Origin of the sequence: Klebsiella sp. 18074 (genome assembly GCF_902705905.1) — a bacterium.
Lineage (GTDB): Bacteria > Pseudomonadota > Gammaproteobacteria > Enterobacterales > Enterobacteriaceae > Klebsiella > Klebsiella terrigena.
The window spans coordinates 141,910-163,978 of sequence record NZ_CACSIS010000012.1; the positions used below are offsets into that span (position 1 = coordinate 141,910).

The 22,069-nt window shown below is 59.4% G+C and carries 20 protein-coding genes; 9 read left to right on the plus strand and 11 right to left on the minus strand.

The features are described from left to right. Positions 1–27 precede the first annotated feature (27 nt). From GVK32_RS13850 to GVK32_RS13860, 3 genes are all read right to left on the minus strand, one after another. Complete coding sequence (locus tag GVK32_RS13850) at positions 28–981, minus strand: aldo/keto reductase (protein WP_159868702.1); 954 nt, start codon at positions 979–981, stop codon at positions 28–30. A gap of 181 nt (positions 982–1,162) precedes the next feature. After that, a complete protein-coding gene (locus GVK32_RS13855; RefSeq protein ID WP_041144462.1) occupies positions 1,163–1,939 on the minus strand; it encodes an ABC transporter substrate-binding protein in 777 nt (258 codons plus the stop codon). A 19-nt stretch (positions 1,940–1,958) separates the two neighbouring features. Next, a complete protein-coding gene (locus tag GVK32_RS13860; protein WP_159868705.1) occupies positions 1,959–3,137 on the minus strand; it encodes a M20 aminoacylase family protein in 1,179 nt (392 codons plus the stop codon). 539 nt (positions 3,138–3,676) lie between these two features. On the opposite strand from GVK32_RS13860, the gene GVK32_RS13865 reads away from it, so the two are divergent. Beyond that, on the plus strand, positions 3,677–4,267 hold the full coding sequence (locus tag GVK32_RS13865) for a YSC84-related protein (protein WP_159868708.1): 591 nt from the start codon (positions 3,677–3,679) through the stop codon (positions 4,265–4,267). Between the two features lie 82 nt (positions 4,268–4,349). Here the strand turns inward: GVK32_RS13865 and GVK32_RS13870 are convergent, their stop codons facing one another. Both GVK32_RS13870 and GVK32_RS13875 read right to left on the minus strand, forming a co-directional pair. Continuing rightward, the gene (locus tag GVK32_RS13870) at positions 4,350–4,853 is read right to left on the minus strand and encodes an RcnB family protein (protein WP_159868711.1); all 504 of its coding nucleotides are present in this window, start codon (positions 4,851–4,853) and stop codon (positions 4,350–4,352) included. 188 nt (positions 4,854–5,041) lie between these two features. Then, positions 5,042–5,437, minus strand: a complete 396-nt coding sequence (locus tag GVK32_RS13875; RefSeq protein ID WP_159868714.1) for a hypothetical protein — start codon at positions 5,435–5,437, stop codon at positions 5,042–5,044. A gap of 270 nt (positions 5,438–5,707) precedes the next feature. On the opposite strand from GVK32_RS13875, the gene GVK32_RS13880 reads away from it, so the two are divergent. Genes GVK32_RS13880 through GVK32_RS13890 form a run of 3 tightly spaced genes read left to right on the plus strand, consistent with a single transcriptional unit; the run spans position 5,708 to position 8,712 of the window. Then, complete coding sequence (locus tag GVK32_RS13880; protein WP_159868717.1) at positions 5,708–6,826, plus strand: ABC transporter substrate-binding protein; 1,119 nt, start codon at positions 5,708–5,710, stop codon at positions 6,824–6,826. Positions 6,827–6,883: 57 nt separating this feature from the next. Continuing rightward, entirely contained in the window at positions 6,884–7,912 is a 1,029-nt protein-coding gene (locus tag GVK32_RS13885) for an iron ABC transporter permease (RefSeq protein ID WP_200842877.1), read from the plus strand. Next, on the plus strand, positions 7,909–8,712 hold the full coding sequence (locus GVK32_RS13890; RefSeq protein ID WP_159868723.1) for an ABC transporter ATP-binding protein: 804 nt from the start codon (positions 7,909–7,911) through the stop codon (positions 8,710–8,712). The genes GVK32_RS13885 and GVK32_RS13890 overlap by 4 nt, the downstream gene beginning before the upstream one ends. Before the next feature lie 60 nt (positions 8,713–8,772). Here GVK32_RS13890 and GVK32_RS13895 read toward each other — a convergent pair whose 3' ends face one another. The 3 genes from GVK32_RS13895 to GVK32_RS13905 form a co-directional block, all read right to left on the minus strand. Continuing rightward, on the minus strand, positions 8,773–9,915 hold the full coding sequence (locus GVK32_RS13895; protein WP_159868726.1) for an HlyD family secretion protein: 1,143 nt from the start codon (positions 9,913–9,915) through the stop codon (positions 8,773–8,775). Then, positions 9,915–10,298: a DUF3302 domain-containing protein gene (locus GVK32_RS13900; RefSeq protein WP_159868729.1), complete on the minus strand. Its 384-nt coding sequence runs from the start codon at positions 10,296–10,298 to the stop codon at positions 9,915–9,917. The genes GVK32_RS13895 and GVK32_RS13900 overlap by 1 nt, the downstream gene beginning before the upstream one ends. Positions 10,299–10,440: 142 nt before the next feature. Continuing rightward, complete coding sequence (locus GVK32_RS13905) at positions 10,441–11,082, minus strand: helix-turn-helix domain-containing protein (RefSeq protein WP_159868732.1); 642 nt, start codon at positions 11,080–11,082, stop codon at positions 10,441–10,443. Between the two features lie 255 nt (positions 11,083–11,337). Between GVK32_RS13905 and GVK32_RS13910 the strand changes: the two genes are divergently transcribed. The 5 genes from GVK32_RS13910 (at position 11,338) to GVK32_RS13930 (ending at position 17,848) form a co-directional block, all read left to right on the plus strand. Then, a complete protein-coding gene (locus GVK32_RS13910; protein ID WP_123706892.1) occupies positions 11,338–12,261 on the plus strand; it encodes an aminoimidazole riboside kinase in 924 nt (307 codons plus the stop codon). A 167-nt stretch (positions 12,262–12,428) separates the two neighbouring features. Continuing rightward, positions 12,429–13,946, plus strand: a complete 1,518-nt coding sequence (locus GVK32_RS13915; protein WP_159868735.1) for a carbohydrate porin — start codon at positions 12,429–12,431, stop codon at positions 13,944–13,946. Between the two features lie 94 nt (positions 13,947–14,040). Further along, the gene (locus tag GVK32_RS13920; RefSeq protein WP_159868738.1) at positions 14,041–15,411 is read left to right on the plus strand and encodes a sucrose-specific PTS transporter subunit IIBC; all 1,371 of its coding nucleotides are present in this window, start codon (positions 14,041–14,043) and stop codon (positions 15,409–15,411) included. Beyond that, positions 15,411–16,820 (plus strand): sucrose-6-phosphate hydrolase, encoded by a 1,410-nt coding sequence (locus GVK32_RS13925; RefSeq protein WP_159868741.1) that lies wholly within the window; start codon positions 15,411–15,413, stop codon positions 16,818–16,820. Before GVK32_RS13920 ends, GVK32_RS13925 begins: the two co-directional genes overlap by 1 nt. Positions 16,821–16,843: 23 nt before the next feature. Then, on the plus strand, positions 16,844–17,848 hold the full coding sequence (locus GVK32_RS13930) for a LacI family DNA-binding transcriptional regulator (RefSeq protein WP_159868744.1): 1,005 nt from the start codon (positions 16,844–16,846) through the stop codon (positions 17,846–17,848). A gap of 1 nt (position 17,849) precedes the next feature. Here the strand turns inward: GVK32_RS13930 and GVK32_RS13935 are convergent, their stop codons facing one another. From GVK32_RS13935 to GVK32_RS13945, 3 genes are read right to left on the minus strand one after another with little or no spacing between them, the layout of a single operon-like run. Next, complete coding sequence (locus GVK32_RS13935) at positions 17,850–18,689, minus strand: PRD domain-containing protein (RefSeq protein WP_159868747.1); 840 nt, start codon at positions 18,687–18,689, stop codon at positions 17,850–17,852. A 2-nt stretch (positions 18,690–18,691) separates the two neighbouring features. Then, positions 18,692–20,110, minus strand: a complete 1,419-nt coding sequence (locus GVK32_RS13940) for a glycoside hydrolase family 1 protein (RefSeq protein ID WP_159868750.1) — start codon at positions 20,108–20,110, stop codon at positions 18,692–18,694. Then, on the minus strand, positions 20,107–21,987 hold the full coding sequence (locus tag GVK32_RS13945; RefSeq protein ID WP_159868753.1) for a beta-glucoside-specific PTS transporter subunit IIABC: 1,881 nt from the start codon (positions 21,985–21,987) through the stop codon (positions 20,107–20,109). The genes GVK32_RS13940 and GVK32_RS13945 overlap by 4 nt, the downstream gene beginning before the upstream one ends. Positions 21,988–22,069: the final 82 nt, after the last annotated feature.

Sequence of the window (22,069 nt, forward strand, 5' to 3'; positions counted from 1 at the left end):
GAGCCCGACGGCTCCGGCAGGCGGCCATCAGGCGCTGGCGATCTCGAGCCGCGCCAGCTGCGCGGCGTTGAGCGTCAGCCCGGCGGCGCGGGCAAAGCTCTCAACCTGGGCGATGCTGGTAGCGCTGGCGATCGGCGCGGTCACCCCTTCCCGGCTCATTAGCCAGGCGAGAGCCACCTCCGCCGGCTTAGCGTTGTGCTGCCCGGCAACCTCTTCGAGGGTATCGATGATGCGCATCCCGCGCGGATTGAGATATTTGGCGATACCGCCGCCGCGCTGGCTCTGCGCCAGGTCAGCCTGCTGGCGGTATTTGCCGGTTAAAAAGCCGGAGGCCAGGCTGTAGTAGGTCACCACGCCAATCTCGCGGCTGATGCAGAGATCGCAGAGCGCGCCTTCGAAGGCGGAGCGGTGATAGAGATTATATTCCGGCTGCAGCACCTGCCAGGCCGGCAGGCCACCCTTACGCGCCACCTCCAGCGCCGCCGACAGCTGCTGCGCGTCGAGGTTCGACGCGCCCGTCGCGCGGATTTTTCCCGCCTGCTGCAGGGCCTGGAAGGCTTCCAGGGTTTCCGCCAGCGGAGTTTGCGGATCCGGCCAGTGGGCAAAATAGAGATCGATATAGTCGGTATTCAGGCGGCGCAGGGAGTGTTCTACCGCCTGCTGGATCCAGGCTTTGCTTAGCCCTTTTTGCCCATCGGGCCCCATATCTGAGCCGACCTTGCTGAAGATTTTAACCCTCTCACGCATCCCCGGCCGCGCCTGCAGCCAGCGGCCGATTATCGTTTCCGACTCTCCGCCCTGATTACCGTCCGCCCAGCGGGAGTAAACGTCCGCCGTATCGATAGCGTCAAAGCCGTGGTCAACGAATGCATCAAGAATGGCAAAACTGGTTTTTTCATCGCAGGTCCAGCCGAAAACGTTGCCGCCAAAGACCAGCGGCGCAATGGAAAATCCGGTTTTGCCCAATGGACGTGTCATCATGCCGTTCACTCCTTATTGACCCGTCGTCCTTCAGGTTGCCCGCGCCCGGCCTGGTTCAACTCGAATGAGTGAGGGTCTCGTTTATATTCTGCGTCCTGCGTTATCGGGCCAGGGTCAGAAATGATAGTAGAGAAAGGAAGCCTGAGGCGGGCTTTCCGTGCCCGCCGCCTGCATAACCGCATTATGTCCCGGAATAGACGTCAAAGCTAAAATATTTCCCGGCCAGTTTTTTATAGGTTCCGTCGGCAAGAATTTTGGCAATCGCGCCGTTAATCTCCTGGCGCAAGGCGTCGTCATCCTTGCGCAGGCCAATGGCCGCCCCGGCGCCAAACAGCTTATCGTCCTGCAAATGACCGCCAACGAAGGCGAAATCTTTGCCCTGAGGCTGCTGCAGGAAGCTGTAGTCCGCCATCATCCCGGAGAGCACCGCGCCGTCGATACGCCCGGACTCCAGATCCCGCACCACGCTGTCGGCGCCCTGATAGGCCACGATATTAATTCCCGCCGGACGCCAGTGCTGATTAACGTAGGTTTCCTGGGCCGAGCCCTGCTCCACGCCGATGGTTTTACCCTTCAGCTGCTCCGGCGTATTGCCGCTCAGCGTATTTTTGCGCGCCACGAGGAACACCGGGCCGTTATAGAGCTTGTCGCTAAAGCCAATCTGCTCTTTGCGCTTCTCGGTCATATACATACCGGAGAGAATGGCGTCAAATTTACGCGCCTTCAGCGCCGGAATGATGCCGTCGAAGTTGCTTTCCACCCACACGCATTTGGCCTGCAGCTGCTGGCAGATGGCGTTGCCTAAATCAATATCGAAACCCGCCAGCTTGCCCTGCGGATCCTTCCATTCAAACGGCGCAAAGGTCGGATCGACGCCAAAGCGAATTTCCTTATTTTCTGCGGCCAGCGCCGACGTTGAGGCCATCAGCGCAACCCACAGCAGAAGTGATTTTTTCATTATTTACGAGCTCCAGAGATCAGCGGCAGTGCGTTTCAACTAACCGGGCGAAAAGCGTCGCGCCGGTACTAATAATATCATCATTAAAGTCGTAGCCTGGGTTATGCACCATACAGCTGCCCTTGCCGCCCTTCTCGCCGTTGCCCAGCAGGAAGTAGCAACCCGGACGCGCCTGCAGCATAAAGGCAAAATCTTCGCTGGCGTTCATCGGCGCGATCGACGGCAGCACCTTCTCGCTGCCGAAGACCTCCAGCGCCAGCGCCCTGGCAAACGCCGTCTCCTCCTCGCTGTTGGTCAGCACCGGATAGGAGTCATAAACCTCGATCTCGCTGGTTGCGCCGTAGCTTTTGGCGGTGAACTCGGTGATTTCGTGGATGCGTTTAATCAGCAGATCGCGGACCCCGGGCTTCATCGCCCGTACGGTCAGCTCCATCACCGCGCTTTCAGGAATGACGTTGGAGGCGATGCCCGACTGGAAGGTGCCGACGGTGACAACGGCGGTTTCTCCCGGCGGCACGTTGCGCGCGACGATGCTCTGCAGGGCCATCACCAGCGCCGCGCCGGCCAGAATGGGGTCAACCGTGCGGTCAGGATGAGCGCCGTGCCCGCCGTAGCCGTGAACGGTGATTTTGACCGTATCCGCCGAGGCCATAAAGTTGCCGGCATAAAAGCCGAGCTTGCCGACCGGCAGCCCCGGCATGTTGTGCAGCGCAAAGATGCGCTCGCAGGGGAAGCGCTCGAACAGCCCGTCTTTAATCATTAAATCCGCCCCGCCGATGGCCTCTTCCGCGGGCTGGAAAATAAGGTGCACGGTGCCGTTAAATTCGCAGGCCGGAGAAGCGATATACTTCGCCGCCGCCAGCAGGATGGTGGTGTGGCCGTCATGACCGCAGGCGTGCATTTTTCCCGCCACGGTGCTGGCCCAGGGCAGGTCGGTAGTTTCAAAAATCGGCAGCGCGTCCATATCGGCGCGCAGCCCGATGGTGCGCGGCGAATCGCCCTTGCGCAATGAACCGACCAGCCCGGTTTTTCCCAGCTCGCGGGTCACCTGATAGCCCCACTCCGCCAGTTTTCCGGCCACCAGCTCGCTGGTATTAAACTCTTCGAGGCTTAATTCCGGATTGGCATGTAAATAATGACGGATCGCAATCATTTCATCTTCAGCTGCTTTAATTTCGGGAATTACAAAATCTGTCATGCCGGTCTCCGGGAAATAAGATATACCCGCCGTCATTCTGCCTGCATTCGCGTTGGCAATCGTTCGGCCGCTCTCCGTTTTCGCCCCGTCGGGCGCGGTGTACGGCCGCTAATCCGGGTAAACGCCTGGGCGTTCGCCGCGCTGCAGAGCAAAATTCATTGGGTCAGGATATTTTCAATAATTCAGGTTCCGACGGCGCCAAAACCTGAAGGATGAAGAATATACTCAGAGTGAATAACTTATCTGGATAAGCGGTTATTGCAAGCAGCATTTCTAATTCCTGAGGGAGCCATCATCTTATTTACTAATGATTATTCAGCGCCTTATCAAAGGCGCCGGGGAAAATACGTAGGCGCCTGGCGCATTAAAAAACGCGCTGCCGGGCAGGCTATTTCACTCCGGCAGAGAACAGAGTAATAAGCTAATAAACAGGCAAAATTTAAATATAAACTTTTAAGTTCTGGGTATTTATCATAACTTCATTCTACGATCGCCGGCCCTAATCCCGTTTATCGCAACCCATACGGCAGATTGTAAAAATGAAATATCAGCTCCTTTTTCTGGCATCGGCGCTGGCGCTCGCCGGCTGCAGCGCGCAGGGCGATACCGCCAGCCAGCAGCGCGCCAGCATTCAAAAAATGCGTAACGAAACGCTGAGCAAACTCTATACCCTGCACCCGGAAGCCCGCGCCGATATTCAGCATGCCGACGGCTACGCGGTATTTGCCAGCAACAGTAGCAAAATTCTGCTGTTCGGCTTTGGCAGCGGCTATGGCGTCGTTAAAGATATCCACAGCGGTAAAGATACCTATATGAAAATGGCCCAGGGCGGTGCCGGCGTGGGAATGGGGGTAAAACAACAGCGCACCGTGATGGTCTTCCACGATAAAGCGGCGCTGAATAATTTTATCACCCGGGGCTATGTCGTCGGAGCCGATGCCAACGCGGCGGCGAAATATGACGATAAGGGCATTGCGCCGGTCGGCGCCTCGGCCAACGGCGTCGCGAAGGAGACCGCGTCCCTGCCTTCGAAAGTTAACGTCTACGAAATGACCGAAAAAGGGCTGGCCGCCCAGGCGATGATTAACGGCTATAAGTACTGGCCGGATGACGAGCTGAATAAAAGATAGGGCAGTCGCGCCGCCGCAGGTTCGCGACAGGCGCTCCCGGAGGCGGCACGCAATACCGCTCCGGGATGCCGCTGGCTAGCGGCTAGTTGTTGAGAAGACCATTCACCAGAATTGAGGTGATGATCCCGGTCGCCGCCGCAATCAGAACGTAGTTGCCGTCAATATAGGACCAGTGCTGCCCCTGAGGAGGCGCCGGCAGGCCGCGATCGTTCCAGTTATTCATCCGGTACGCGCTGCCGCGATAGCGCTCAGGCGCGGGCTGGCCTTTGCGGAAGTCGTGACCGTTCCAGGCGAAATGCTCCTGCTCGTGGCGATCCTGATGATGCTGCTGCGAAGCGCCGACGCGACCCTGTTCGCCGCGATTCGATCCGCGATGATTGCCATTATCCTGGTGGCCGTTCGCCTGGTTTCCCTGCGGCCCGTTGCCGGGCCCCTGCTGACGATTGCCGTCGCTTTTGCCGTGTCCGGACTCATTTTTCCATGCCTGCTGCTGGCCGGGAGCGTTGTTGCCATTCGGGCCGTCGGCGTAGGCCAGCGACGTGAGCGTGCAGGATAAAATAACTGCCAGAGTAATAATCTTTTTCATTGTCCACCTCCTGATATATTTCCTTTTTACCGGCGGATTGTGGAGAAACGGTGAGTATCGGGATAACCAGGAGTATTCCTGGCATATTGTCGCGGGCGGTAACCTTAATAATCTGGCGGATATGGCGTCTGCGAGAACCCAATAAAAAAGGCCGCTTGCGCGGCCCTTTTATGCAGAACAGTCAGTGATTACTCAGTGACTTTCTTTTTTAAATCGTCAGCACCCTGCTTGGTTTTATCCCAGCCTTCCTCGGAGGCGGCTTTGGTTTTATTCCAGCCTTTTTCAGTACCTTCTTTGGTCTTATCCCAACCCTTCTCGGTACCTTCTTTGGTCTTGTTCCAGGTTTTCTGTGTGCCTTCGCTGACCTTGCTGCCCAGGCTATCGCTTTTGCCTTCAGCCGCGTGCTGAGACTTGAGCTTCAGCTCATCGCCTTCATTCTGGGCCTTATGCAGCTTTTCCTTCGCCGTGTTAGCCCCTTCATGGGCCGCCGCGACGGTTTCATCAGTAGCGTGTGTGGTGGTGGTTGCAGCAAAAACGGGGGCTGCTACCAGAATCGCAGATAACGCAATCATTGCCTTTTTCATAATTTCCTCTCTAACGTGCTTAGTGTTATGAGTCGCATTCAGCATGGCACAAGATTCTGCCGTTTGGCTTTAGGGATAGTTCTTAAAACTGCCCTTAGAGCTTAATGCCTGTTTTTTAGGCAGTTAAACACAGATCGCGGCCGTTCTTATAAACTCCAGCAAAGTTGTTACATTCTATGAAATCGACGTTTCATATATCTGCCGTTTATTCTCACACGAGAATAATTATCAAAATCATTATATTTATAATTAGCAAATGGAACTCACATTATGGCAATAAAATCAGTAAGTTCACTTATTCTTACTGCGCTAATCTCCGCCCCGCTGTCCGGCTATGCCACCCAGTACCCGCTCACCGTGACCGACCTCGACGGCCGCCGCATTACTCTCCAGCACGAGCCGCAGCGCATCATCCTGCAGGACGGCCGGGATATTATGGCGCTGGCGCTTCTCGACCGAGACAACCCCTTTAAGCGGCTGGTTGCCTGGAATAATCTGGCGAAAAAACAAGATGTTGAAACCTGGAAGATGCTGCAGCAGAAGTGGCCGCAGTCGGCGAGCATTCTGGATATGGGCTTTAGCGATAAGGGTAATATTGACCTTGAAAGCGTGATTTCCCGCCAGCCGGACCTGATGATTGCCCAGCTGCGCGCGAAGCCGGCGCTGGAAGAGAGCGGCATTATCAGCAAGCTCGGCGCGCTTAATATTCCGGTGCTGTTTGTCGATTACGAAGTGAATCCGGCGAAGGATACCGCCCCGAGCATCGACCTGCTGGGCCAGGTGCTCAACCGCGAAGACAACGCCAAAGCCTATACCGACTACTATCGCCAGCAGCTGCAGGCCATTCGCCAGAAAACCGCCGCCATCGCACCGAAGGCGAACGTCTTCGTGGAGGCGCTGGCGGGCAACAGCGACGCCTGCTGCTTTACCCACGGACATAGTGGCTGGGGCGGGCTGGTTGAAGCGGTCGGGGCCAATAACATCGGCGCGCAGGTGCTGCCAGGCGCCTCCGGCTTTGTGGCGCTGGAGAAGGTGATTAGCATGAAGCCCGACGCCTACATCATGACCGGTTCGAAACGCGGCAACAGCCAGGTTCTGCCGCTGGGCTACCGGGTTAACCAGCAGGAGGTGAACGCCCAGGCTCAGGTTCTGCTCTCGCGGAACGGCGTCAGCGCTATCCCGCCGGTGAAGGCCGGGCGGGCCTATGGGATCTATCACCACTTCTACAGCCATCCGTGGAATATCGTCGGCATGGAGTATCTGGCGAAAGATATCTATCCGCAGACCTTTAGCAGCCTCAGCCCGGATGACAGCTACCGCTATATCGTGCGCCATTTCACCACCCTGCCCGACCTGCCCTTCGTCTTTTCCTGGAAACAAGGTGAGTAAGCGCCCATGAGCTCGACGACTGAATCCGCCCTCGTAGCCCAAGGCGCCGGGCGGGACGTGATGGCCAACTACCGCCACATCGTGCGCCGCCGCATCGGTTTTATGCTGCTGCTGGCGGCGCTGATTATCACCTCTCTGCTGCTCGATTTTATGATGGGTCCGTCCGGGATGCCGCTGCAGACGCTGTGGCAAACCCTGATCGATCCGGCCAGCGCCAGCGCCGGAACGCGGGTCATCGTCTGGGATATCCGCCTGCCGTACGCCCTGATGGCGATTATTGTTGGCCTCGCGCTCGGCCTCGCCGGAGCGGAGATGCAGACCATCCTCAACAATCCGCTGGCCAGCCCCTTTACCCTCGGCGTCTCCTCGGCGGCGGCCTTCGGCGCGGCGCTGGCCATCGTGCTGGGGATCGGCATTCCGGGGATCCCCAGCCAGTGGTTTATCTCGGCCAACGCCTTTATCTTCGCGCTGCTGGCCGCCCTGCTGCTGGACGGCATTACCCGCTGGACCCAGGTGGCCTCCTCCGGGGTTATCCTGTTCGGCATCGCGCTGGTCTTTACCTTCAACGCGCTGGTCTCCATGCTGCAGTTTGTCGCCAACGAAGACACGCTGCAGGGGCTGGTGTTCTGGACCATGGGCAGCATTGACCGCGCCTCGTGGCAGAAGGTCGGCATCCTGCTGGCGGTGCTGGCGGTAGTGATGCCGCTATCGATGCAGAGCTCATGGAAGCTGACGGCGCTGCGCCTTGGCGAAGATCGGGCCATGAGCTTCGGGATTAACGTGCGCCGCCTGCGCTTAACCACCCTGCTGCGGATCAGCATTTTGTCGGCGATTTCGGTGGCCTTCGTTGGTCCGATTGGCTTTATCGGGCTGGTCGCTCCGCACATCGCACGCCTGATTTTCGGCGAAGATCACCGCTTTTATCTCCCCGCCAGCGCCCTGATCGGCGCGCTGGTGCTGTCGCTGGCCTCCGTAGCGTCGAAGAATCTGATCCCCGGCGCCATTATTCCGGTCGGGATCGTCACCTCGCTGGTTGGCGTTCCGTTCTTTCTGAGCATCATTCTGCGCCACCGGGGGAACGTATGAATCCGCACATCTCTACGGGGCTGGCGCTGTCGCGCTTCAGCGCCGGCTATTCGAAGCGCCAGGTGATCCGCGATCTGACGGTACCGCGGCTGCCGCGCGGTGAAATCACCGCGCTGCTGGGCCCCAACGGCAGCGGCAAATCGACCCTGATGCGGGCGATGACCGGCCTGGGCCCCTCGACGGGAGAGCTGTCGCTTGACGGGGAAAACCTGCTGGCGCTGCCGTTTGCCCGGCGGGCGGAAAAGGTGGTCTATCTGCCGCAAACGCTGCCGGCGGGCGTCCATCTGCACGTGCTGGAGTCGATAATCGTCGCCCAGCGCGCGGCCGGCGGCGTGCACGACGCGCAAAGCCAGCAGCAGGTGATGTTCCTGCTGCGCCAGCTGGGCATTGAACATCTGGCGCTCAGCTACCTCGACCGGCTTTCCGGCGGGCAAAAGCAGCTCGTCGGCCTGGCCCAGTCGCTTATCCGCCAGCCAGCGCTGCTGCTGCTCGATGAGCCGCTCAGCGCGCTGGATTTGAACTATCAATTCCACGTGATGGATCTGGTGCGCAGAGAGACCCGAAGACGCAATATCGTCACCCTGGTGGTGGTGCATGACATTAATATCGCCCTGCGCCATGCCGATCGCGTGCTGATGCTAAAAGAGGGACGTCTGCTGGCCGAGGGGGCGCCGTCGCGGGTGATTACGCCGGAGATCTTAGCCGAGGTGTACGGCGTGCGGGGACGCATTGAGCCCTGCTCGCAGGGGGTCATGCAGGTGATTATTGACGGACTGGTCGGCAGCGCGGTGCCGGCGTAGGCGGCGGTGGCCTTGAGCAGCGCCGACGCCCTGAACCGGGGCGTCGGCCTGAGGCGGCAATTAATGATCGAGGTAGAGGTAGTTTTCCCAGCTTTTCATGCGGATCAGGATCTTACGAATAAGCGACAGGTGCTCGAAGTGTCCGGAATAGACCGCCGCTTCGACGTCGGTCCCCTGCGGTAAACGGTAATTTTGCAGGCGCGGATCGCTCACTTTGAAGACCACCAGCGCCCGGCCGTGGCCGTTTAGCGCATCGGTGGTCAGCAGCTTGCCCTGGCCCTGAAACTGGCTTTCACCGATTGCTGGCAGAACCTCGACGATCTCCGCGCTGAAAACGGTGCCCGGGATCGCCGGGAACAGCAGCTCCGCCTTCTCCCCGGCCTGCAGGCGCTGCAAAGAGTTCTGCCGAAACGCCGCGACGTATTCACGAGACTGATTCCCCGTCACCGGCACGAAGGTCATGACCGGCGCGAGGCCCAGGGCCGTCGACATGGTGCCGGGCCGCAGACCCACGGTGCTCACATAGCCGTCAGACGGCGCGCGCACCACGGTATTCTCCAGCTTAAATTCGGCTTCCCGCAGCTGCGCCAGCAGCGAGGCAACCCGGGTATTTTCCCCGTGAACCACGGAGTGCAGGGCATTACGCGCCTGGACAACGTTCTCTTTTGTGGCCGCTACCGCGGCTTCGTCCGCTTTCCACGTCTGGCGACGGGTATCGACCATCTGATCGGAAAAGGCGCCCTTGTCATGGCCGGCCGCAAAACGGGCATACTCCCGCTGGGCCCGGTCGCGCTCGGCGCTGGCTTTATCCAGGCTGGCCCGGGCGCTATTTAGCGCCGAGTCGAGCGATAACGCGTCCTGGCTGGCCGCTTTTACCTGCGCCTTGAGATCATCCACTTTGGCCTGGAACGGAGTGGGGTCAATAGTAAACAGCACGTCGCCCTGCTTCAGCATCTGATTGGCCTGAACCGGAACGCTGGTCACGCGGCCCCGCGTCTGAGACACAATGGGCACCGTACGAAATACCTGCTTGCCCGTGTCGGTATAGGGGAAGTTATAATTCATCCCTAAAATAAGCGCCCCGATAATAACGATCCCACCTAATACCGCAGTCGGCACCGTCCATTTATTGAGCGGAATACGAAATATTTTAAAAATAGCGATACAGAGTGCGGCATAGCACAGCAGCAGCAGCGTTTCCATTATTTATCCTCCTTCGTGGCGACGCCTTCAGCAGCCACCGGCAGCGGATGATGGCCTTTCAGGGTATTTAATTCCTGCTGCAGCGTATCCAGCCGGGTTAATACCTGAGTCAGGTGCCGATGCAGATCGCCACTTTCCTGCTGCGCCTTCTGCATTCCCCAGCCGCGCTCCTCGCGCCACAGGGTCGCCCAGATCCACAGCAGCGGCCACAGCAAGTGAAGCGTAAACAGGCTGACCCAGCCGGCATAGTGAATAGCATCCTGGTGCGGATGGTTTCTTTTTTTGGCAATTTCGTACGGGATATCGTGGATCACAATTATCCCGTAAAATAGAATCAGCACCACCGCAATCAGGATGGCCAGAGCGATATAGTCAAGAGTCATCGAATACTCCAGAGTTCAATAAGAGAAATAAATACCATCCCGACGGTGTACCGAGGCCGGGTGGAAATAGCGATACAGCGTGCTGCGAGTTTATTTTACGCGGCAGCTTGCGGGAGGGAGTAAATAACCACTCGCGGAATAATTAAAATTTATCAGGGATTTTTCGGTCGATAGATATTAGCCGGCCCTTTTTCACCGTAATATATCCGCCCTCTTTCAGAGCGGCCAGTACCTGATAAACGTAGCTGCGCGAAAGGTTGGTGCGTTTGATAATAAAGGCGGACAGGCTTTCACGTTGCCCGGCGTCAATCCCGGTCCGGAACAGGTAGCGGGAAAGCATCGATTTGATGGTCTGAAAACCCGACAGATTACCCCGTTCGTTGTGGGCATCAATCGCGAAGATGCCCATATAGACCAGAATAGTGGTCAGCTCTTGCATATATTTTGGCGACGAGTGAAAGAATATGCGCTCAAAATCGGCGACCGTGACTTTGGCAAAACGACACGGGCCCTGGCACTGATAGAGCCAGTTCAGCTGCGGAAAGTAGCGTTCCGGCAGGCCGAGCGGCATATGCTCAATCACAATCCCTAACAGATTTTGCGCATCGCCCACCGCCAGCGTCATTTGCCCCTGCAAAAGGAAGTAGATGTACCCCTCTGCGGGCTGAAAGCGCGTGCCGGTGGCCCATTCAACCTCCTCGCCGCAGGCGATAACCTCGGGGAGATGCGTGCTCAGCTCCAGATTCTGGTAGGAAGAGTAGATATCGCCAAAGCTGCTATTCACCCCGTTCTTTCCCCGTCAGAAAAATCCGCTGAACAAATCATTGCCAGACAAAATATACATAAGATTTATAGAGAGTAAAAGTCCACAGCTGGAGTTCCTGCCACGCTCGGCGGCCGGTTTGCGGCGTCAATCCGCGGGCCGCGTTTTTTTGTCCTGTCTCCCACTTTAGGCATCACGGCGTTTCGATCTGCATGGGGCTATGCTTTAATGAAGCTAAACCGATTTAATATAGTTTAGCAACGAGGTGGAATGAGCATGAACGCAAAAGTTTGGGTGGTCGGAGATGCGGTGGTGGACCTGCTGCCGGAGAGCGGAGGGCGGCTACTGCAGTGTCCAGGCGGCGCGCCGGCCAACGTCGCGGTAGGCGTTGCCCGCCTCGGCGGAGAGAGTGGATTTATCGGTCGCGTCGGCGACGATCCCTTCGGCCGCTTTATGCACCAGACGCTAAGTCAGGAGCGGGTCGACGTGAGCCATATGCGCCTCGACCCACAGCAGAGAACCTCAACCGTGGTGGTCGACCTCGACAGCCACGGTGAGCGCACCTTTACCTTTATGGTGCGCCCCAGCGCCGACCTCTTTTTGCAGCCGGAGGATCTCCCGGCCTTCGCGCCCCGCCAGTGGCTCCACGTCTGCTCTATTGCCCTCAGCGCTGAGCCAAGCCGGAGCACCACCTTCGCGGCGATGGAGCAGATCAAAAGCGTCGGCGGCTGGGTGAGCTTCGACCCCAATATTCGCGAGGACCTGTGGCAGGACCCGGCGCTGCTGCAGGCCTGTCTCGACAGGGCGCTGTCGCTTGCCAACGTGGTGAAGCTCTCTGAGGAGGAGCTGGTCTTTATCAGCGGCAGCAGCGATCTGGCGCAGGGTATCGCCATCTTAACCCAGCGCTACCGGCCGGAGCTGCTGCTGGTCACCCAGGGAAAAGCCGGCGTGCTGGCGGCTTTTCAGCAGCAGACGATCCACTTTGCGGCGAAGCCGGTGGTCAGCGTCGATACCACCGGCGCGGGCGATGCCTTCGTCGCCGGGCTGCTCTCCGGCCTTGCCGCCAACGGCATACCGGCCGACCTGGCGTCGCTTGAGCCCGCGCTGCAGCTGGCGCAAACCTGCGGCGCGCTGGCGACCACCGCCAAAGGCGCCATGACCGCCCTCCCCTGGCAGCACGATCTCAATCGTCAGTTTTGATCCCCCACGGGCCGTCCTCAACGGCCCGCTTTGTTGCCTCCGTCACAATTATTAAATCGGTTTAGCAAAATTCGTTTCGCTATGTTACATGTCGCGTTTAACATATGAATTAAACCGGTTTAGCAAAACAACACATCATTCATTTTTATCTTTGGGATGCGAACAGCATGTACAAAAAAAGCACACTTGCCGTCCTTATTACTTTGCTAACCGGAGCCGGTTCGGCCCATGCGCAAACGGATTTAAGCACCATCGAAGCCCGCCTGATAGCCCTGGAAAAGCGCCTGCAGGACGCGGAAAACCGGGCGCAGACTGCGGAAAACCGCGCCGACTCGGCCGAGAAGAAAGTTGAGCAGCTCACCACGCAGCAGCAGAAAACCCAGGACAACACCCAGCAGGTGGCCCAGCGCACCGCCCAGCTGGAGAAGAAAGCCGATGAAAAGAGCGGCTTTGAGTTCCACGGCTACGCCCGCTCCGGCCTGCTGATGAACGATGCGGCCTCCAGCAGCAAAAGCGGTCCTTATCTGACGCCAGCCGGCGAAACCGGCGGCGCGATTGGCCGCCTCGGCAACGAGGCCGATACCTACGTCGAGCTCAACCTGGAGCATAAGCAGACGCTGGATAACGGCGCGACCACCCGCTTCAAGGCGATGCTTGCCGACGGGCAAAAAACCTATAACGACTGGTCGGCCGACTCCAGCGATTTAAACATTCGCCAGGCGTTCGCCGAGCTGGGCAACCTCCCGAGCTTCGACGGGCCGTTTAAAGGCTCCACCCTGTGGGCCGGTAAGCGCTTCGACCGCGACAACTTCGACATCCACTGGCTGGACTCCGACGTGGTCTTCCTCGCCGGGACCGGCGGCGGTATCTACGACGTGAAGTGGAGCGACAGCGCGCGCAGCAACTTCTCGCTCTACGGGCGCAACTTTGGCGACCTCGAGCAGGTCGACAACAACGTGCAGAACTACATTCTGAGCATGAACCACTTCGTCGGCCCGGTGCAGGTGATGGTCAGCGGCCTGCGGGCAAAGGATAACGACGACCGTAAAGACGCCAACGGGGACGCCATCCAGACCGACGCCGCCAACAACGGGGTCCATGCGCTGGTCGGGCTGCACAACGACAGTTTTTACGGCCTGCGTGAAGGGACCAGCAAAACAGCGCTGCTCTACGGCCACGGCCTGGGCGCAGAGGTTAAGGGCATAGGTTCCGACGGCGCGCTGCTCTCCCAGGCCGATACCTGGCGCTTCGCCAGCTACGGCACCACGCCGCTTAGCGAGCGCTGGCATATCGCCCCGGCGGTGCTGGCGCAAAGCAGTAAAGACCGTTACGTCAAAGGCGACAGCTATGAATGGGTGACCTTCAACATGCGCCTGATCCAGGAAGTGACGCAGAACTTTGCCCTGGCGTATGAGGGAAGCTACCAGTACATGGATCTGCATCCGGAAGGATATAAAGACCGCAACGCCGTTAACGGCAGTTTCTATAAACTGACCTTCGCGCCAACGTTTAAAGTCGGCAAAATCGGTGATTTCTTTAACCGCCCGGAGCTGCGCCTGTTCGCGACCTGGATGGACTGGAGCAAAAAGCTGGATAACTACGCCAGCGATGACTCCTTTGGCAGCAGCGGTTTCAACGCCGGCGGCGAGTGGAACTTCGGTATTCAGATGGAGACCTGGTTCTGACGGCAAGGGTCTGAAACCAGCTAAAAACCGCGGCATCAGTCCTCTGCTGGCGCGGAAATAAAACCAACAAATAATAATGCATTCAGAGGGTACTATGGATTTCGAACACATTTCCCGCTCGCTGCTTCCGCTGTTGGGAGGTAAGGAAAATATCGCCAGCGCCGCGCACTGCGCCACGCGCCTGCGCCTGGTGCTGGTCGATGATTCGCTGGCCGACAAGAAGGCCATCGGCGAAATCGAAGGGGTTAAGGGCTGCTTTAATAACGCCGGTCAGATGCAGATTATCTTTGGCACCGGCATCGTCAACAAAGTCTACGCCGCGTTTATCCAGGTCGCCGGGATCGGCGAGTCCAGCAAGTCGGAAGCCGCCAGTATTGCGGCGAGAAAGCTCAATCCGTTCCAGCGCATTGCGCGCCTGCTGTCGAACATCTTCGTCCCTATTATTCCGGCTATCGTCGCCTCCGGCCTGCTGATGGGCCTGCTGGGGATGGTAAAAACCTACGGCTGGGTCGATCCGAGTAACGCCATCTATATCATTCTTGATATGTGCAGCTCGGCGGCCTTTATCATTCTGCCGATCCTCATTGGCTTCACCGCCGCGCGCGAATTTGGCGGCAACCCCTATCTCGGCGCGACCCTCGGCGGCATCTTAACCCACCCGGCGCTCACCAACGCCTGGGGCGTGGCCTCCGGCTTCCATTCGATGAACTTTTTCGGTCTGGAAATCGCCATGATCGGCTACCAGGGCACGGTATTCCCGGTGCTGCTGGCAGTGTGGTTTATGAGCATCGTCGAGAAGCAACTGCGCCGGGTCATTCCTGACGCCCTCGATCTGATCCTGACGCCGTTCCTGACGGTTATCATCTCCGGCTTTATCGCTCTGCTGATTATCGGCCCCGCCGGCCGCGCGCTGGGCGACGGTATCTCGTTTGTTCTTAGCACCCTGATCGCCCACGCCGGCTGGCTGGCCGGGCTGCTGTTCGGCGGCCTCTATTCGGTTATCGTAATCACCGGTATTCACCACAGCTTCCACGCCATTGAGGCCGGACTGCTGGGCAACCCGTCGATCGGCGTCAACTTCCTGCTGCCGATTTGGGCCATGGCCAACATTGCCCAGGGCGGCGCCTGTCTGGCGGTATGGTTTAAAACCAAAGATGCCAAAATCAAAGCCATTACCCTGCCTTCGGCCTTTTCCGCGATGCTCGGGATCACCGAAGCGGCGATATTCGGTATTAACCTGCGCTTCGTGAAGCCGTTTATCGCGGCCCTTATCGGCGGCGCGGCGGGCGGCGCGTGGGTAGTATCGATGCACGTCTACATGACCGCGGTCGGGCTGACGGCGATCCCGGGTATGGCTATCGTGCAGGCCAGCTCGCTGCTGAACTATATTATCGGGATGGTTATCGCCTTCGGCGTGGCCTTTACCGTTTCCCTGCTGCTGAAATACAAAACGGACGCTGAATAATGTCACTTCCTTCACGTTTGCCGGCAATTTTACGCGCCGTGATGCAGGGCCAGCCGCGCGCGCTGCGCGATAGCCACTATCCGCAGTGGCACCTGGCCCCCACCACCGGCCTGATGAACGATCCTAACGGCTTTATCGAATTTGCCGGACGCTATCACCTGTTTTATCAGTGGAACCCGCTAGCCTGCGATCATACCTTCAAGTGCTGGGGGCACTGGAGCTCCGCCGACCTGCTGCACTGGCAGCATGAGCCGATCGCGCTGATGCCGGACGAAGAGTACGACCGCAGCGGCTGCTACTCGGGGAGCGCCGTCGATAACGACGGAAAATTGACCCTGTGCTATACCGGCAACGTGAAGTTTGAAGACGGCAGCAGAACCGCGTGGCAGTGCCTGGCGACGGAAAACGGCGACGGTACCTTTAGCAAAACCGGCCCGGTGCTGGCGCTGCCAAAGGGCTATACCGGCCACGTCCGCGACCCGAAGGTCTGGCAGCATGAAGGCCGCTGGTTCATGGTCCTCGGCGCCCAGGATCTGCAAAAGCGCGGTAAGGTGCTGCTGTTCAGCTCCGCGGATCTGCACCAGTGGGAGGCGGAAGGCGAAATTGCCGGCAGCGATCTCAACGGCCTGCGCGACGCCGGCTATATGTGGGAGTGTCCGGATCTCTTCCCGCTCGCCGACCGGCATATCCTGATCTGCTGCCCTCAGGGCATCGCCCGCGAGGCCGACCGCTACCTCAACACCTATCCCGCAGTGTGGACAGCGGGCCGCTTCGACTACGCCAGCGCCCGCTTTGACCACGGCGCGCTTTATGAGCTCGATGCCGGCTTCGAATTTTACGCCCCGCAGACCATGCTGGCCGCCGACGGCCGGCGGCTGCTGGTCGGCTGGATGGGGGTTCCGGACGGCGAAGAGATGCGCCAGCCGACCCTCGCCCACGGCTGGATCCACCAGATGACCTGCCTGCGGGAGCTGGAGCTGCGCGACGGCAAACTCTACCAGCATCCGCTGCGCGAGCTGGCGGACCTGCGCGGTGAGGCCCGCGGCTGGCAGGGGCCAGGCCTGCCGCTGGCGCCGATGGACATGGTTTTTGAGGTGGCGCCCGGCGACGCGCTGGAGATTGATTTCGGCGGCGCCCTCAGGCTCACCCTCGACGCCGACGGCATTCGCCTCGAACGCCGCAGCCTGGCCTGCGACGACGCGCTCTACCGCTACTGGCGGGGAGAGGTGCGTGCGCTGCGGATCTTATGCGACAGCTCAAGCATTGAGATTTTCATTAACGGCGGAGAAGGCGTGATGAGCAGCCGCTATTTCCCGCAGTATCCTGGGCAAATGATTTTCAGCGGTGCGACGCCGGCTGCATTCTGCTACTGGCCGCTGCGGCCATGCATGGTAGAATCAGCGTTTTAATTTCTCGGGCGTATGCTGTCGTGATGAAAACCAAACGCGTTACCATTAAAGATATCGCCGAGCTGGCGGGCGTCTCGAAAGCGACCGCCAGCCTCGTGCTAAACGGGCGTGGCAAAGAGCTGCGCGTGGCGCAGGAGACCCGCGAACGCGTCCAGACCATCGCCCGCGAGCAGCACTATCAGCCGAGTATTCACGCCCGCTCGCTGCGCGATAACCGCAGCCATACCATCGGACTGGTGGTGCCTGAAATCACCAACTACGGCTTCGCGGTCTTCTCCCACGAGCTGGAAATGCTGTGCCGCGAGGCGGGCGTGCAGCTGCTTATCTCCTGCACCGACGAAAACCCGGCCCAGGAAAGCATGGTGGTCAATAATATGATTGCCCGCCAGGTTGACGGCCTGATCGTCGCCTCCTGCATGCACAACGACGCGGATTACCTCAAGCTCAGCGAGCAGCTGCCGGTGGTATTGTTTGACCGCAGCCCCAGCGGCAGCAGCCTGCCGCTGGTGATGACCGACTCCATCACCCCCACCGCCGAGCTGATCTCGCGGATTGCTCCCCAGCACGCCGAGGAGTTCTGGTTTCTCGGCGGCCAGCCGCGGCTCTCGCCTTCGCGGGACCGGCTGGCCGGCTTTACCCAGGGACTGGCGCAGGCGGGCGTTGAGCTCCGCCCTGAATGGGTGATTAACGGCAACTATCATCCCAGCTCCGGCTATGAAATGTTTGCCGCGCTCTGCGCGCGGCTGGGGCGGCCGCCGAAGGCGCTGTTCACCGCCGCCTGCGGCCTGCTGGAAGGGGTGCTGCGCTACATGAGCCAGCATAATCTACTCGATTCCGGCATCCACCTCGCCAGCTTCGACGATCACTATCTGTACGACTCGCTGTCGCTGCGCATTGATACCGTTCAGCAGGATAATCGCCAGCTGGCCTGGCACTGCTATGACCTGATCAGCCAGCTTATCGACGGCGCCACCCCGGAGCCGCTGCAGCGCTATCTGCCGGCGACCCTGCAAATTCGTCACCGCTAGCCTACTCGTCCGAGCCGGTGATCCTCACCAGGTGGACGGTCAGCCACAGCAGTTCATTGCCGCCCAGCGCCATTCCCAGCTGGGCCTGCACGTAGTCACGGATCAGCTCGGCGCAGCGCCAGGCGTGCGGGTACTCCTTCACGACCTGCGCCAGCAGAAAGCTGTCCCGGGCGGTATCCAGCTCCCCCTCCTGCAGCCGCTGGAGGAAAAACTGCATATGGACGAGAAAGCGCGAGTAGTTAATCGACCCGGTGTCGATCTCCTGCTTAAAGTGGTACTGCACGAGGCTAAAAATATCCTTGAGCATTTTCACCGACTGCATGGTCTGCGCGACGTCATCGCCCTCGCTCTGCCCGTTAACCAGGTGAAAGGCGATATTGCCCGCCTCCTCTTCAGGCAGCGCTATCCCGTACTGCTGGTGAATCATCGCCACCGCCTCGCTGGCGACCCGAAACTGCTGCGGGTAAAAACGCCGCACTTCCGGCAGCAGCCGGTTTTGAATCGCAATCCCCTTCCGGCAGCGCGCTATGGCGAAATCGAGGTGGTCGGCAAGGGTGAAGAAAATCTGCTCCCGCACTTTGCTGCTGAGCTGCATATTGGCGCGGGAGATAATCATGGCGGCCATCTCGATAACCTCATCCGATATCGCCGAGAGCGCCTCCAGGTAGCCGCTTCGGTTGATTGGCGTTTGCATCACAAACAGCTTTTCAATCTTCTCCTCGGCAATCTCATCTCCCGGCCTGCTGCTAAAGCCAATCCCCTTCCCCATCACGATAACCTCCCTGTTATCGCTGTCGGAAGAGAGTATCAGGCTGTTATTAAGCACCTTCTGAACAATCATCTCTAAGACTCGTCGTGGTTACCGTTGCGCGCAATGACATCCTTATACCACCAGAAGCTGCGTTTGCGGACCCTCTGCAGCGCTTTCAGCTCCTTTTCCCCGCGATCGACGTAGACGAACCCGTAGCGTTTGGCGTAGCCCTGGTGGGTGCTGACCACGTCAATGGCCGCCCACGGGCAGTAGCCCATCAGCGTCACGCCGTCGGCAATAGCCAGGCGCATCTGCTCGATATGGGCCTGTAAAAATGCGATACGGTAATCGTCGTTGACCGTCCCGTCGTGCTCCAGCTTATCCGCAGCGCCCATCCCATTTTCGCTAATCAGGATAGGCAGGCCGTAGCGCTCGCAGACTTTGCGCAGCGTCAGGCGCAGGCCGACCGGGTCAACCACCCAGCCGTAGGGCGTTTTGCCGACCCACGGGTTCTCCGCCGGGCGATAAACCCCCTCTTCGCCCAGCATAATTTGCTGATCGCCGGCGCGCGGGGCCACGTCGCCGCCGTCTCCCCGGCTGGCGGCGATGGTCGCCGTCGAGTAGTAGTTGATGGCGATAAAATCGGGCCGCCCCTGCTGCAGGATAAGCGCATCTTCCGGCCGCTGCTCCGGCGCCAGCCCCCGGTCCTGCAGATAGGCCCACGCCAGCGCGTTGTAGCGCCCGTGCACCGCCACGTCGAGAAAGCTCCAGCAGCGCAGCGTTTCCCAGTTATGGGCGGCGATGGCATCCTCGGGCCTGCAGCTCTCGGCGTACATCGAGGTGGTGTTAATCGCCGGACCGATTTGCAGCCCGGGAAATTCGCGATGGCACAGCGCAAAGATCTGCGCCTGGGCCAGCATCATATGGTGATTCTGCTGGTAGAGCGCCTTTTTACCCGGCAGCTCGCGGTCCTCCGGCACGCCGATGGCACCGGGGTGCAGGATCATCGTGTTCTGCTCGTTGATGGTCAGCCACAGCGGCACCTTGTCGGCAAACTCGCTGAACAGCAGCCGGGCATAGCGCACGAACGCCTCCCCGGTCTCCCTGTTCATCCAGCCGCCTTTAAGCTCCAGCGCCCAGGGCAGGTCGAAGTGATACAGGGTGACTATTGGCACAATCTGATGACGCACCAGGGCGTCAATCAGCCGCCGGTAGAACCCCAGTCCGGCCGGGTTGACCGGGCCGTCGCCGTCGGGGATCACCCGCGACCAGGCCACCGAGAAGCGGTAGGCTTTTAGCCCCATCTGCGCCATCAGCGCGACGTCCTCTTCAACGCGATGATAGTGATCGCTGGCGACGCGGAAATCCGCCGTTCCCGGAGGATGGCTCAGCATATCAACCACCGATGGCCCTTTGCCGTCCTCATTCCACGCCCCTTCTACCTGATACGCCGACGTTGAGGCTCCCCAGAGGAAGCCCTGCGGAAAGCGGGCCTGCTGACGATAGATCATCCCCGTACCTCCTCGGCTGCCTGCGTCATCAGCGCGTCGCCATAGTCAACCTGCGGCGCGCCGGTGGTCCATAGCGGGTGCTGCTTATCACCGTTTACCACAATAACTGGGGTAATCAGGTCGTAGCCGGCGCGCTCAATGGCGGCAATATCAAAACGAATCAGCTCATCGCCGGCCTTTACCTCATCCCCCAGCTTCAGCGACGAGCTAAAGTGCTGGCCGTTAAGGTTAACGGTATCAATACCGATATGAATCAGCAGCTCAAGGCCGCTTTCGCTCTGTAACCCCACCGCGTGGCAGGAGGGGAGGAACATCATCACCGTGCCGTTAAACGGCGCCTTCAGGCACCCTTCCTGCGGGCGAATCGCCACCCCCTGTCCGAGCAGGCCGCCGGAGAAAACGTCGTCATTCACTTCGCTCAGCGCGACCACCTGGCCGCGCAGCGGGCTTAAAATTGCGGTATCGCCCGCGGCGTGAGCGCTGTCGGCCGGCGACGGTGCGGCGCTGGCGTCGTCGCTCTCCTGAGGAATATCCTCGAAGCCGATAAACCAGGTCAGGGTAAAGGTCACTACCATCGCAATGGCGCAGGTGACCAGGGCATGGACGATATTCAGCGGATTTTCACCGATAAACGCCGGCAGCGCCGCGAGGCCCGGGGAGACAAAGGCATAGCGCACCAGCCCGCTTAAACCGGCGTACATCCCGGCGCAGCCGCCGCCGATCATCGCGGCAATCAGCACGCGACGGAACTTGAGCATCACCCCGTACAGCGCCGGCTCGGTGATCCCCAGCAGCGCGGTAAAGCCCGATGATGAGGCCAGCTGGCGCAGGTTGCTGTTGCGGGTTTTCAACGCCACGCACAGCGTCGCTGCCCCCATCGCCACGTTCGAGGCCAGCATGCCCGGGCCGTTAATCATTTCGTAGCCATTTTTGCTCAGCTGGCCGGTGGCGATCGGCGTCATCGCCCATGCGGTACCGGTAATAATCAGGAACGGCTGCAGCGTGCCCATCAGCAGCGGGATTAGCCAGCTGGCGTGACGGTCGATGGACGCCGCGCCGGCGGCCACCAGGTCGTTAAGCAAAATGCCCGCCGGGCCGACCACCACCAGCGCCAGCGGCGCGGTGATCAGCAGGATCAGCATCGGTTTAATGAAGAATTTGATAATCGACGGCGTGACCTTTTCGGCAAAGCGCTCCACCCACGACATCAGCCACACCGTCAGGATAATCGGCAGCACCGACCCGGCGTAATCCGAGAGCAGGACGTTGATCCCAACGAAGTCCACCGCTTTACCCGCCGCCAGCATCTGGCCGATTCCCGGATGCAGCAGCACTCCGGCGATGGTCATCGCCAGGATCGGGTTGCACTCAAACTTTATCGAGGCCCCGTAGGCCAGCAGAACCGGGAGGAAGAAGAATGCGGCGTCGGCGATGATATTAAGCAGCTGCCAGGTTGAGCTGGTTTCGCTAATGACGCCGGTCAGCTTGAGAATAGCCAGCAGCGCCTTGATCATCCCGGCGCCGGTAATGGCCGGGATAACCGGGGTAAAGGTGGTCGAGATGACGCTGATCACGCTTGCCACTGCGCCCTGTCGCGGCGCTTTTTTATCGCCTGCCGGGTGGTCTTTACTCGCCGGCAGCGCCTTTTTCAGGCGGCGAAAGACCTGCTGGACCTCGTTGCCGATAACAATCTGGAACTGGCCGCCTTTCTCTACCACGCTTATCACGCCGGCGATATTACCGATCTCCGCGGCGTTAACCTTTGCGCGATCGCTGAACTCCATGCGCAGCCGGGTGGCGCAATGGGTGAGCGTGCGGATATTCTCCGCGCCTCCTACGCAGTGGAGGATTCTGTCTGCCGTTTCGTTATAGTTCATAGTGTTCCCTGGTGTTGAGGCAAAAAAAAAGACCAAAACGGAGACGCTCCCCTTAGCGGGAGAGCATTCCTATTTTGGTCTT

Coding starts and splice junctions, on each gene's coding strand:
- GVK32_RS13930 (WP_159868744.1), top strand. CDS start 16,844: ATGAAAACCAAACGCGTTACCATTAAAGATATCGCCGAGCTGGCGGGC.
- GVK32_RS13925 (WP_159868741.1), top strand. CDS start 15,411: ATGTCACTTCCTTCACGTTTGCCGGCAATTTTACGCGCCGTGATGCAG.
- GVK32_RS13865 (WP_159868708.1), top strand. CDS start 3,677: ATGAAATATCAGCTCCTTTTTCTGGCATCGGCGCTGGCGCTCGCCGGC.
- GVK32_RS13875 (WP_159868714.1), bottom strand. CDS start 5,437: ATGAAAAAGGCAATGATTGCGTTATCTGCGATTCTGGTAGCAGCCCCC.
- GVK32_RS13940 (WP_159868750.1), bottom strand. CDS start 20,110: ATGATCTATCGTCAGCAGGCCCGCTTTCCGCAGGGCTTCCTCTGGGGA.
- GVK32_RS13855 (WP_041144462.1), bottom strand. CDS start 1,939: ATGAAAAAATCACTTCTGCTGTGGGTTGCGCTGATGGCCTCAACGTCG.
- GVK32_RS13870 (WP_159868711.1), bottom strand. CDS start 4,853: ATGAAAAAGATTATTACTCTGGCAGTTATTTTATCCTGCACGCTCACG.
- GVK32_RS13915 (WP_159868735.1), top strand. CDS start 12,429: ATGTACAAAAAAAGCACACTTGCCGTCCTTATTACTTTGCTAACCGGA.
- GVK32_RS13945 (WP_159868753.1), bottom strand. CDS start 21,987: ATGAACTATAACGAAACGGCAGACAGAATCCTCCACTGCGTAGGAGGC.
- GVK32_RS13880 (WP_159868717.1), top strand. CDS start 5,708: ATGGCAATAAAATCAGTAAGTTCACTTATTCTTACTGCGCTAATCTCC.
- GVK32_RS13910 (WP_123706892.1), top strand. CDS start 11,338: ATGAACGCAAAAGTTTGGGTGGTCGGAGATGCGGTGGTGGACCTGCTG.
- GVK32_RS13895 (WP_159868726.1), bottom strand. CDS start 9,915: ATGGAAACGCTGCTGCTGCTGTGCTATGCCGCACTCTGTATCGCTATT.
- GVK32_RS13850 (WP_159868702.1), bottom strand. CDS start 981: ATGATGACACGTCCATTGGGCAAAACCGGATTTTCCATTGCGCCGCTG.
- GVK32_RS13920 (WP_159868738.1), top strand. CDS start 14,041: ATGGATTTCGAACACATTTCCCGCTCGCTGCTTCCGCTGTTGGGAGGT.
- GVK32_RS13890 (WP_159868723.1), top strand. CDS start 7,909: ATGAATCCGCACATCTCTACGGGGCTGGCGCTGTCGCGCTTCAGCGCC.
- GVK32_RS13900 (WP_159868729.1), bottom strand. CDS start 10,298: ATGACTCTTGACTATATCGCTCTGGCCATCCTGATTGCGGTGGTGCTG.
- GVK32_RS13935 (WP_159868747.1), bottom strand. CDS start 18,689: ATGATTGTTCAGAAGGTGCTTAATAACAGCCTGATACTCTCTTCCGAC.
- GVK32_RS13860 (WP_159868705.1), bottom strand. CDS start 3,137: ATGACAGATTTTGTAATTCCCGAAATTAAAGCAGCTGAAGATGAAATG.